Consider the following 11,705-nt stretch of genomic DNA (forward strand, 5'->3'; position numbering starts at 1 on the left):
CCAAGGGTTCATGGCCCGTAAATGACGCCCGGTATTGCGCCGGGCGCTTTTTTTCTATTGGAATTTAACCGGTGCGTGCCAAGCACGAAAATCAGGATCAGGCAGATGGCAAACCAGGACATGACAGGAGCAGAAATCGTAATCAAAGCGCTCAAGGATCAGGGCGTGGAAGTGATTTTCGGATATCCTGGGGGCGCCGTGCTACCGCTCTATGACGAGATTTTCAAGCAGAACAGCATCCGTCATATCCTCGTCCGCCAGGAAGGCGGCGCGGTGCATGCGGCGGAGGGCTATGCCCGCTCGACCGGCAAGCCCGGCGTCGTCCTCGTCACCTCCGGCCCCGGCGCGACCAACGCGGTCACCGGCCTCGCCGACGCGCTGATGGACAGCATCCCCGTTATCTGCCTGACCGGGCAGGTGGCGACCCATATGATCGGCAATGACGCCTTTCAGGAGGCGGATACCGTCGGCATCACCCGCCCGGTGACCAAGCATAACTATCTCGTCAAGGACGCCAACGATCTTGCGCGGGTCATGCATGAGGCCTTCTATGTCGCGACCAACGGCCGTCCGGGCCCGGTCGTCGTCGACCTGCCGAAGGACGTGCAGCTGGCGACGGGCACCTATGTTCCGCCGGCGCTTGTCAAGCACAAGAGCTACAAGCCGCAGCTGAAAGGCGACCTCAAGGCGATCAAGGCGGCGGTCAAGCTGATCTCGCATGCCAAACGGCCGGTCTTCTATACGGGCGGCGGCGTCATCAATTCGGGCCCCAAGGCGTCGAAGCTGCTGACCCAGCTCGTCCGCCTGACCGGTTATCCGATCACCAATACGCTGATGGGCCTCGGCGCCTATCCGGCTTCGGACAAGCAGTTCCTCGGCATGCTCGGCATGCATGGCACGTTCGAGGCCAACAACGCCATGCATGACTGCGACGTCATGGTCTGTATCGGCGCGCGCTTCGATGACCGGATCACGGGGCGGCTCGATGCCTTCTCGCCGAAATCGAAGAAGATCCATATCGACATCGATCCGTCCTCGATCAACAAGAATGTGTCCGTTGATATCCCGATCGTCGGCGATGTCGCCCATGTGCTGGAAGACATGATCAAGGTCTGGAAGTCGGAAGTTCACAAATCCGACGGATCGGCGCTCAAGAAATGGTGGGCGCAGATCGACGAATGGCGGGGCAGGGAGTGCCTCAAGTTCGAACAGAAGGGCAAGTTCATCAAGCCGCAATATGCGCTGACCCGGCTGAACGAGCTGACGACGGGCATGGACCGCTACTTCACCACCGAGGTCGGCCAGCACCAGATGTGGGCGGCGCAGTTCCTCCAGTTCGAGGAGCCGAACCGTTGGATGACCTCGGGCGGGCTCGGCACCATGGGCTACGGCCTTCCCGCCGCGATGGGCGTGCAGATCGCCCATCCCGATGCGCTGGTCGTCGATATCGCGGGCGAGGCCTCGACAATGATGAATATCCAGGAACTCTCGACGATCCTGCAATACCGGCTGCCGGTGAAGGTGTTCATCCTCAACAATGAATATATGGGCATGGTCCGCCAGTGGCAGGAACTTCTCCACGGCGGGCGCTATTCGGAAAGCTACATGGAAAGCCTGCCCGATTTCGTGAAGCTGGCGGAAGCCTTCGGCTCGACGGGCCTGCGCTGCTCCGATCCCGACCAGGTCGATGACTGCATCAAGGAAATGCTGTCCATCAAGGGGCCGGTCGTGGTCGATATGATCGTCGACAAGGCGGAGAATGTCTTCCCCATGGTGCCCTCGGGCGCGGCGCATAACGAGATGCTGCTTGGCGACGAGGTGGAGGGCACGGGACCGAAAGTGACCTCCGACGGGCTGTCGCTGGTCTAAAATCCGCCGATTTTCCTTCGAAAAGCTATGGATTTAACTCTAATGCTGGTTTACAAGTGACCCGCGCTGGCAAAGGGATGTCTGGACAATGAGTAACGATAACGAAATTTTCCGCCATACCATCTCCGTTCTCGTGGATAACGAGTTCGGTGTGCTGGCCCGCGTGGTCGGCCTGTTCTCGGGCCGCGGATATAATATCGAAAGCCTGACGGTGGCCCGCGTCGACGAGGCGGAGAACCTGTCGCGTATCACCATCGTCACCACCGGCACGGCCATGGTGATCGAACAGATCAAGGCGCAGCTCGGCCGTCTGGTTCCGGTACACAAGATCGCCGACCTGACCACCGACGGGCCCAGCGTCGAGCGTGAAATGGCCCTTGTGAAGGTGGTGAGCCGGGGCGAGAAACGGGTGGAGGCGCTGCGCATGGCGGATATTTTCCGTGCCCGCGCCGTCGACACCACGGAGGATTCCTTTGTCTTCGAGGTGACCGGCGTCCCCGACAAGGTGAAGGCCTTCATCGGCCTGATGGAGCCGCTTGGCAAGGCGGAGGTCTGCCGCACCGGCGTCGTCGCCGTGCATCGCGGCACCGACGTCATGTGAGGCGGCTGGCCGGGAATTACTGAATAGAAAGCTTTATATCGAGAAGGAAGAGACAAGATGCGCGTTTACTACGACAGCGATGCCGATGTTAATCTGATCAAGGGCAAGAAAGTTGTCATCGTCGGCTATGGCAGCCAGGGCCATGCCCATGCCAACAACCTGAAGGATTCCGGTGTCAAGGAAGTGGCTGTCGCGCTGCGCGCGGGCTCGAGCTCCGCGGCGAAGGCCGACGCGGCCGGCCTCAAGGTCATGACCCCGGCGGATGCCGCCAAATGGGGCGATGTGATCATGATGCTCACCCCCGACGAATTGCAGGCGGAAATCTATGAAGAGGAACTCGCGCCGAACATGAAGGACGGCGCGGCGCTTGTCTTCGCCCACGGCCTGAATGTGCATTTCAACCTGATCGTGCCGCGCGCCGACATGGATGTGTTCATGATCGCGCCGAAGGGCCCGGGCCACACGGTCCGCTCCGAATATCAGCGTGGCGGCGGCGTGCCCTGCCTTGTCGCGGTTCATCAGGACGCGTCGGGCAATGCGCTCGATATCGGGCTCTCCTACGCCTCCGCCATCGGCGGCGGCCGCGCCGGCATCATCGAAACCAGCTTCAAGGAAGAATGCGAAACCGACCTCTTCGGCGAGCAGGCGGTCCTCTGCGGCGGCCTTGTCGAGCTGATCCGTGCCGGCTTCGAGACCCTGGTCGAGGGCGGCTATGCCCCGGAAATGGCCTATTTCGAATGTCTGCATGAAGTGAAGTTGATCGTCGATCTGATCTATGAGGGCGGCATCGCCAACATGAACTACTCCATCTCCAACACGGCGGAATATGGCGAATATGTCACCGGTCCGCGCATCGTGACATCGGAAACCAAGGCGGAGATGAAACGCGTTCTTGACGATATCCAGTCCGGCCGCTTCACCCGCGACTGGATGCTGGAAAACAAGGCGCGCCAGACCAGCTTCAAGGCGATCCGCGCCCGCAACGACGCCCACCAGATCGAGGAAGTCGGCGCCCGCCTGCGGGCCATGATGCCCTGGATCGCCGCCGGCCGTCTCGTCGATAAATCCAAGAACTAGGTCTCCCGTCGAGATTTTAGGAAAAGCCGGCCATTGCGCCGGCTTTTTGCGTTGGGGTTTTGCCGCCTCTCTTATATATCAGGAAAAAATTTTCGATTGTTCTTCATAATTTATGGTTAATGGCATTTGCGTAATCGTCGCATCTGCTTTACAAATCAGTTGCCTAAAATTGGGAATAAATCGTATTTGTCTGCGGATGGTGGGAAAAAATTAACTATCTTCTGCAATAACGGTAAAGCGGTGTCAGGGCCTGTATCGACAAGGGCCGCCGGCAACGCGGAAATCGGCGTGACGGCAGAATGTAGGCGAGGGATGAATTCGGTCCGAGCTTACGGCAAAAACGGGATGTTGGACGCGCATTCTATCGCAATTCAGGGGCCCGGCGCGGGTCCCGTCAAAGGGTATGTGAGGCAAATTTAATGTTAAACGGATTACTCGGCTGGATGTCGGCCGATATGGCCATCGACCTCGGAACGGCAAACACGCTGGTTTATGTCAAGGGCCGCGGTATTGTGTTGAATGAACCCTCGGTTGTGGCCATCCTCCATAATAAGGGCAAGAAACAGGTTCTGGCCGTTGGGGATGAGGCGAAGATGATGCTCGGCCGGACGCCGGGGAATATCGAGGCCATTCGCCCGCTGCGGGACGGGGTTATCGCCGACTTCGAGATTGCCGAGGAAATGATCCGGCATTTCATTCACAAGGTTCATCATCGCCGCAGCTTTGCGCGGCCGCTCATCATCATCTGCGTCCCGTCGGGCTCCACCGCCGTTGAACGCAAGGCCATCAAGGAGGCCGCCGAGAATGCCGGCGCCCGCCAGGCGATCCTGATTGACGAGCCGATGGCCGCGGCGATCGGCGCCGGCCTCCCGGTGACGGAGCCGACCGGCTCCATGGTTGTCGACATCGGCGGCGGGACGACGGAAGTCGCCGTTCTCTCCCTCGGCGGTATTGTCTATTCAAAAAGCGTCCGTGTCGGCGGCGACAAGATGGACGAGGCGATCATCGCCTATATCCGCCGCAATCATAACCTGCTCGTCGGCGAAAGCTCGGCGGAGCGGATCAAGAAGCTGATCGGATCGGCCTGCGCGCCGGAGGACGGCGAAGGCGAGACCATGGAAATCCGCGGTCGCGACCTGATGAACGGCGTGCCGAAGGAACTGATCATTAGCCAGCGGCAGATCGCCGAGAGCCTGGCCGAGCCGGTGGGCGCCATTATCGAGGCGGTGAAAGTCGCGCTCGAACATACCGCGCCGGAACTGGCCGCGGATATTGTTGACAAGGGCATCATCCTGACCGGCGGCGGCTCGCTGCTTGGGAATTTCGATCATGTGCTGCGCCAGGCGACGGGCCTTCCGGTCTCCATCGCCGAGGAGCCGCTCTCCTGCGTCGCCATCGGCACGGGACGGGCGCTTGAAGAAATTAAAACGCTCCGCCACGTCTTGAGCGGAGAAAACTAAACCCTTGGGCAAGAGGTATTTAAGTCCGGAGGGAAAGTGAATGGCGCCTCGACAGGGCAGTGTATTCAAACTGGCATGGCCGCTGAAGACAATCATTCAGCGCTTCGCCTTCCTTGCGCTCATTTCCCTCGCGATCGCGCTTCTTTTCCTTGGCAAGGCCAATATCGGCGTTGTCGAGAAGATGCGCACCTCCGCCACCGATTTTCTCGCCCCGATCCTCGCCACGATTTCCGAGCCCGTCGATGCCTTTCACAAGGCGGTCGCCCGCGTCCAGAAGCTGACCAGCCTGATCGAGGAAAATGAACGGCTACGCGAGGAGAATGCGCGACTGCTGAAATGGCAGGCCGTTGGCCGCACCCTGGAACAGGAAAACGATAATTTCCGCCAGCTCCTGAACGCCCTTTCCGATCCGCTGGTGCTGCCGATCACGGCGCGCGTGGTCGGCGATAGCGGCGGACCCTTTGTCCGGACGCTGCTTCTCAATGCCGGCCGGCGCGACGGTGTCCGCGTGGGGCAGGCGGTGGTTGCTCCGCTCGGACTGGTGGGGCGTATTGCCGAAGTAGGGGAGCGCTCGGCCCGGGTCCTGCTGCTCACCGACCTTAACTCCCGCATTCCCGTGGTGATGGAAAAATCGCGCCACAAGGGCATCCTGGTCGGGGATAACTCCTCCATGCCGCTGCTGGATTTCCTGCCGACCAATGCGACGGTCTCGCCGGGTGACCGGATCTTTACTTCGGGCGATGGCGGCATGTTGCCGGCCGGCCGTCCGATCGGATTTGTCTCCTCCCTCTCCGAAAAAGGGATCCGCGTGCAGGCCTATGCCGACTGGACCCGTCTGGAATATGTCAGCGTGCTGCGCTATGATCTACCGGGGATGAGCAGCCCGGACATGAACCCCGGCGATCTTGGCGAAAGCAGATTGGATGCAAAGTGAGCCCGACACTTGCCTATCAGTTTAACCGCTTCCTGCGCGGCAGTGTGCCGTTTGCGGTCACGGTGCTGCTGGCCTTGATGAGTGTTGTGCCGATCGGGATTGCGGGCTACGCCATCGTCACCCCGTCCTTCGCCGCGATTTCCGTCTTTTACTGGAGTATTCACCGGCCCTATCTGATGGCGCCGCCGCTCTGTTTCCTGCTCGGGCTGCTGTCCGACTGCCTGACGGGCGCGCCGCTTGGCCTGTCGTCCTTCCTCTATCTGCTGATCCATGGCATCACGGTGTCGCAGCGGCGGATTTTCATCGGCAAATCCTTTGTCCTGACCTGGTTCGGCTTCGCGCTGATCGGCTTCATTATCGCCATGCTGAGTTGGCTGATCGCCTGCCTCTATTCGCTGGCCCTCTTGCCGCTGACGCCCATCCTTGTGCAGTTCGCCCTATCGCTGCTCGTCTTTCCGATGTTCGCCTGGGGCTTCGGGATGCTCCAGAACAGCCTGTTGAGGACCACCTGATGGCGGGTGACCAGCATAAGGAGAAGGGCCGGGTCTTCACCCGCCGCTCGCTGCTGATGGCGGGCGGGCAGGCGGCGCTGATGTCCGCGCTCGCCGGCCGCCTCTATTATCTGCAGGTCATCCATTCCGACGAATATTCGGTGATGGCGGATGAAAACCGCATGAATTTGCAGCTGCTGCCGCCGCTCAGGGGCCGCATTGTCGACCGCTTCGGCGTCGAGATCGCCAGCAACCGCCATAACTACCGCGTCGTGCTGATCCCCGAACAGACGAAGAGCGTGACGGCGACGCTGGACGCGCTTGAACAATATGTCCCGGCGGAGGCCATCGACCGTGAGCGGATCCTGAAGGACGTCAAGCGCAAGCGCAGCTTCGTGCCCATCCCCGTGGTCGACAACCTGTCCTGGGAGCAGTTCGCCCGCATCAATGTCAACGCCCCGGACCTGCCGGGCATCCAGGTCGACGTGGGATCGACGCGCGACTATCCCTACGGCAATCTTTTCGCCCATATCGTCGGCTATGTCGGCGCGGTATCGGAGCGGGACCTGCAAAATCAGGAATATGACCCGCTTCTGGAACTGCCGGAATTCCGCATCGGCAAGAGCGGGATCGAGAAATATTACGACAGGACCCTGCGCGGCAAGGCCGGTCTCAGCCGGGTGGAGGCGAACGCCTATGGCCGCATCATCCGCGAGCTCAACCGCCAGGAAGGGATTCCCGGCAATGACGCGGTGCTGACCATCGACAAGCAGCTGCAGGAATTCGCCGTCCGCCGCATGGGGGAGGAGAGCGCCGCCGCGGTCGTCATCGATATTCACACGGGCGATGTTCTTTCGATGGTCTCCGTGCCGTCCTTCGATCCCAACGCCTTCGCCAGCGGCATCAGCTCCGCCGACTGGAAACAGCTCGTCGAGGATCCGAAGCGCCCGCTCGGCAACAAGGCGATCGGTGGCCAGTATCCGCCGGGCTCCACCTTCAAGATGATCGTGGCCCTGGCCGCGCTCGAATCCGGGGTGATCAATGCCGGCCATAAGGTCTTTTGCGCCGGCCATACGCAGCTTGGTTCGCACCGCTTTCACTGCTGGAAACGCGGCGGCCATGGCAAGCTCGATCTGGAGAATGCGATCTCCCAGTCCTGCGATATCTATTTCTACGACATCGCCCGCAAAGTCGGCGTCGACAAGATCGCCGAGATGGCGCATCGCTTTGGCCTCGGCGAGGAACTCAATATCGACATGCTTGGCGAGCGCGACGGCCTGATCCCGACCAAGGCCTGGAAACAGGCGGTGCAGGGCGTCGCCTGGCAGCTGGGCGAGACCTATAACACCGGGATCGGACAGGGCTATGTGCTGGCGACGCCCTTACAGCTCGCGGTGATGACGGCGCGGCTCGCCAATGGCGGCAAGAAAGTCTCGCCCCGGCTCGTCCGCTCGATCAACGGCGAGACGCTGGAAGGGGCGGTGCTGCCGCGCCCGGAACCGGAACTGGACAATCTCGATCTCGGTATCAGCCAGAAGTCGTTACAGCATGTTCTGAATGGTATGTATAAGGTGGTGAACGGCCCCCGCGGCTCGGCCCGCGCCGCCAAGATCCGCGTCGAGGGATGGGAAATGGCGGGCAAGACCGGCACCGCGCAGGTCCGCCGCATCACCCGCAAGGAACGCATCGAAGGCGTGCGCAAGTCGGACGAAAAACCATGGGAGGAGCGTGATCATGCCCTCTTCGTCGGTTACGCTCCCTTTGACGATCCGCGCTATGCGGTCTCGGTGATTGTCGAGCATGGCGGCAGCGGCTCCGGCGCGGCGGCACCGATCGCCCGCGACCTGCTGCAGGAGACGTTGCGCCTCGATCCGTTGCGTCGGCCCAGTTACGATATCGCGATCCGCCGTCCGGCAGGAGGTGAAGGTGCTTAGGGAGCTTGGCGCGAAAAATGTCCAGATCCCGCTCTCGCGCAAGATCTGGGAAATCAACTGGGGCTTCGTGCTGCTGATCTGCGCGACCGCCTCCATCGGCTTCCTGATGCTCTATTCCGCCGCCAACGGCAATCTCGAGCCCTGGGCGTCGCGGCAGATGATCCGCTTCGGCGCGGGGCTTGCGCTGATGTTCTGTGTCGCCCTTGTCGATATCCGGGTCTGGCTCAATCTCGCCTATCCGCTCTATGGGGTGGCTCTGCTGCTGCTCGGCGCGGTCGAGGTGATGGGCGTCATCGGCATGGGCGCGCGGCGCTGGATCGATTTCGGTCCGTTCCAGTTGCAACCCTCTGAGGTTATGAAAATCGCCATTGTCCTCGCGCTCGCCCGCTATTTCCATAACATCGGGCTCGATGACGTGCGGCGCATCCGCTGGCTGATCCCGCCGATCCTGCTGGTGCTGGCGCCGGTTACCCTGGTGCTGCGCCAGCCTGACCTCGGCACGGCGCTGCTGCTGGCGGCGGGGGCGGGGATCATCTTTTTCGTCGCCGGGGTGCGCCTCTGGAAATTCGCGCTGGTGATCGGCACGGCGATCCCGGCCGGCTTCTTCGCCTTCCAGTTCCTGCATGACTACCAGAAGAAGCGCGTGCTCACTTTCCTCAATCCGGAGAATGATCCGCTCGGCGCCGGTTATCATATCATGCAGTCGAAGATCGCGCTCGGCTCGGGCGGGGTGTTCGGCAAGGGGCTTTTGCAGGGAACCCAGAGCCATCTCAATTACCTGCCGGAGATGCGCACGGACTTTATCTTCAGCATGCTGGCGGAGGAATTCGGCATGGTCGGCGGGCTGCTCCTGTTCGCGCTCTATATCCTGCTGATCGCCTATGGCTATGCTATCGCCTATCGCTCGCGCAACCATTTCGGCAAGCTGCTGGCCATCGGCATGACCGGCATCTTCTTCCTCTATATCTTCATCAATGTCGCCATGGTCATGGGGATGGTGCCGGTGGTCGGCGTGCCGCTGCCGCTGATCTCCTACGGCGGCACGGCGATGCTGACCCTGCTCATCGGCTTCGGCATGACCATGAGCGTCTATATCCACCGCGACATCGATATTCCGGGCAAGCGCTAGGCGCCGCCTCCGCCTCTCTCGCGATCAATTCCACATCATGTAATTTAAGGTTTTCGCCGATTTTCGCGCGAGAAAACCCGGATTAGTGGAATAAAGTACCGGAATTTCCTTATTTACGCCTTTCTTCGACCACAAAGCGGAACAAGGCTAACCCCATTAAAGAAATAAGCTATTACCCGTCTCCGGCGTGCCGGAGGGATATTTTTAACAGGAGATTACGATGAGAGTACGCAATCCATTTCTCGACCGCCGTCCCAATTCCCGTGATCGTGATGATCGCCCGCCTCGCGACGAGGATCGTCAACGCGACCCCGCCAATGATGACAGCCGGGGAGAGAACAATCCGCGCGATCCGCGTCCGCCGCGCGATAACGACCCGCTTGATATCCCCGCCCGCCCGGTCGATGGCACCGGCACGGTTGAAGAAAACCCGGACTGGGGCGCGGCGGGCCAGACGCTGCTCCGGCTGGGGGAGGCGAATTTCGCCGACGGCATCTCGGCGATGAGTGAGGATCTTCCCGGCGCCCGCGAGGTCAGCAATGCCGTCGCCGCGCAATCGGAAGATATTCCCAATTCCTTCGGCGCCAGCGATCTTTTCTATGTCTGGGGGCAGTTCATCGATCATGATATTGACCTGACGCTCTCGGGCGAGACCGCCGCCTCGATTGATATCCCGGAAGACGACGAATGGTTCGATCCCGATGTCGACATGGCCTTCAGCCGCGCCGACCCGGTGGAGGGGACGGGGGTCGATACGCCCGCCCAATATGCCAACGGCATCACCGCGTTTATCGACGGCTCCATGGTCTATGGATCGGATGCGGAAACCGCCGCGGCCATCCGCACGGAAGACGGCAAGCTCCTCCTTGACGAGCTTGGGCTCGCGACCTTCGATGAGAACGGCAGCATCCTTGTCGGCGATATCCGCGGCGCGGAGAATGCCGGTCTCTATTCGATGCAAAGCCTGTTTGCGCGCGAGCATAACCGCTGGGTGGACGAGCTTTCGGACAAGCATCCCGACTGGACGGCGGACGAGTTGTTCGACGCCGCTCGCGTCCGGGTCGAGGCGGAAATCCAGGCCATCACCTATAATGAATATCTTCCCCTGCTGGTCGGCGAGGATGCCATTCCGGCCTATAGCGGCTATGACGCCAGCGTCAATCCCGGCATCGCCCTCGAATTTTCGACCGCCGCCTATCGCTTCGGGCACAGCCTCGTCTCGGCGGCCGTGGAACGGCTTGAGGAAAATGGCGAGTCGATCGAGGCCGGGGCCCTGTCGCTCCGTGATGCCTTTTTCAATCCGGGCGCCGTGGCGGAGAATGGCGGGGTAGAACCGATCCTGCGCGGCCTCGCCGATGGTGTCTCGCAGGAGCTGGACACGCAAATTGTCGACGATCTCCGGAATTTCCTGTTCAGCCAGGATGGCGGCGTCGGGCTCGACCTCGCCTCCTTCAATATCCAGCGCGGCCGCGATCTCGGCCTGCCCAGCTATAACGACCTGCGCGAGGCGGTGGGGCTCACGCGGGCCGAGGATTTCACCGACGTGACCTCCGATCCCGATCTCGCCGATGCGCTCGCCAGCGTCTATGACAGCGTTGAGGATATCGACGCCTGGGTCGGCGGGCTGGCCGAGGATCCGTCGGGCGGTGGCATGCTGGGCGAGCTGTTCGCGACCATTGTCACCGACCAGTTCATCCGCATTCGCGACGGCGATCCCTTCTGGAGCGAAAACTCAGACCTGTCGCAAAAGGAAATCGATGCGCTTTGGGATACCACGCTTGCCGATATCATCGAGCGTAACAGCGATATCGACTCGATCCAGGACAACATCATGATCGCCTATGACCGCATCGGCGGGGACGAGGGCGACGACATCCTTGAGGGCGGGGAGGACAGCGATCTCCTGCTCGGCTTTGATGGCGACGATACCCTGATCGGCGGCGGCGGTGATGACCAGCTCGAAGGCGGGCGGGGCGATGACATCTTTGTCTTCGATCATCTGTTCGGCGAGGACCTGATCAAGGATTTCGATGATCGCCATGACATCCTCGACCTCCAGCTCTTGGAGCTCGCCTCCCTGGAGGACGTGCAAAGCGCCGCCCGGCAGGACGGCAAGGATGTGGTGATCGATTTCGGCGCGGACGGCATCCTCACGCTCGAGGATATGCATCTTCGGGATATCGATTCCGATAATATCCTGATCTGATCCG

At 61.0% G+C, this 11,705-nt stretch carries 9 protein-coding genes; all 9 read left to right on the forward strand.

All coding sequences use genetic code 11. The features are described from left to right. Window positions 1-105: 105 nt before the first annotated feature. The 9 genes from GQF03_RS07570 to GQF03_RS07610 all read left to right on the forward strand — a co-directional run bounded on the left by GQF03_RS07570 (window position 106) and on the right by GQF03_RS07610 (window position 11,701). Window positions 106-1,869: an acetolactate synthase 3 large subunit gene (locus GQF03_RS07570; RefSeq protein WP_161338641.1), complete on the forward strand. Its 1,764-nt coding sequence runs from the start codon at window positions 106-108 to the stop codon at window positions 1,867-1,869. An 88-nt stretch (window positions 1,870-1,957) separates the two neighbouring features. Continuing rightward, entirely contained in the window at window positions 1,958-2,470 is a 513-nt protein-coding gene (gene ilvN / locus GQF03_RS07575; protein WP_161338642.1) for an acetolactate synthase small subunit, read from the forward strand. A 57-nt stretch (window positions 2,471-2,527) separates the two neighbouring features. Continuing rightward, complete coding sequence (gene ilvC, locus GQF03_RS07580) at window positions 2,528-3,547, forward strand: ketol-acid reductoisomerase (protein ID WP_161338643.1); 1,020 nt, start codon at window positions 2,528-2,530, stop codon at window positions 3,545-3,547. Between the two features lie 419 nt (window positions 3,548-3,966). Continuing rightward, window positions 3,967-5,007 carry a rod shape-determining protein gene (locus tag GQF03_RS07585; RefSeq protein ID WP_161338644.1) on the forward strand — a complete coding sequence of 347 codons (1,041 nt, stop codon included), beginning with the start codon at window positions 3,967-3,969 and terminating at the stop codon, window positions 5,005-5,007. 40 nt (window positions 5,008-5,047) lie between these two features. Then, the gene (gene mreC / locus GQF03_RS07590) at window positions 5,048-5,941 is read left to right on the forward strand and encodes a rod shape-determining protein MreC (RefSeq protein ID WP_161338645.1); all 894 of its coding nucleotides are present in this window, start codon (window positions 5,048-5,050) and stop codon (window positions 5,939-5,941) included. Then, complete coding sequence (gene mreD, locus GQF03_RS07595; RefSeq protein ID WP_161338646.1) at window positions 5,938-6,453, forward strand: rod shape-determining protein MreD; 516 nt, start codon at window positions 5,938-5,940, stop codon at window positions 6,451-6,453. The genes mreC and mreD overlap by 4 nt, the downstream gene beginning before the upstream one ends. Beyond that, window positions 6,453-8,366, forward strand: coding sequence for a penicillin-binding protein 2 (gene mrdA, locus GQF03_RS07600; protein WP_161338647.1), 1,914 nt, complete (start codon window positions 6,453-6,455; stop codon window positions 8,364-8,366). Before mreD ends, mrdA begins: the two co-directional genes overlap by 1 nt. Beyond that, window positions 8,353-9,495 carry a rod shape-determining protein RodA gene (gene rodA / locus GQF03_RS07605; protein WP_380744305.1) on the forward strand — a complete coding sequence of 381 codons (1,143 nt, stop codon included), beginning with the start codon at window positions 8,353-8,355 and terminating at the stop codon, window positions 9,493-9,495. The genes mrdA and rodA overlap by 14 nt, the downstream gene beginning before the upstream one ends. A 220-nt stretch (window positions 9,496-9,715) precedes the next feature. Then, window positions 9,716-11,701 (forward strand): peroxidase family protein, encoded by a 1,986-nt coding sequence (locus tag GQF03_RS07610; protein ID WP_161338649.1) that lies wholly within the window; start codon window positions 9,716-9,718, stop codon window positions 11,699-11,701. The last annotated feature ends 4 nt before the right edge of the window (window positions 11,702-11,705 follow it).

The sequence above is a fragment of the Sneathiella chungangensis genome (assembly GCF_009882935.1).
Classification (GTDB): domain Bacteria; phylum Pseudomonadota; class Alphaproteobacteria; order Sneathiellales; family Sneathiellaceae; genus Sneathiella; species Sneathiella chungangensis.

Coding starts and splice junctions, on each gene's coding strand:
- GQF03_RS07570 (WP_161338641.1), top strand. CDS start 106: ATGGCAAACCAGGACATGACAGGAGCAGAAATCGTAATCAAAGCGCTC.
- ilvN (WP_161338642.1), top strand. CDS start 1,958: ATGAGTAACGATAACGAAATTTTCCGCCATACCATCTCCGTTCTCGTG.
- ilvC (WP_161338643.1), top strand. CDS start 2,528: ATGCGCGTTTACTACGACAGCGATGCCGATGTTAATCTGATCAAGGGC.
- GQF03_RS07585 (WP_161338644.1), top strand. CDS start 3,967: ATGTTAAACGGATTACTCGGCTGGATGTCGGCCGATATGGCCATCGAC.
- mreC (WP_161338645.1), top strand. CDS start 5,048: ATGGCGCCTCGACAGGGCAGTGTATTCAAACTGGCATGGCCGCTGAAG.
- mrdA (WP_161338647.1), top strand. CDS start 6,453: ATGGCGGGTGACCAGCATAAGGAGAAGGGCCGGGTCTTCACCCGCCGC.
- GQF03_RS07610 (WP_161338649.1), top strand. CDS start 9,716: ATGAGAGTACGCAATCCATTTCTCGACCGCCGTCCCAATTCCCGTGAT.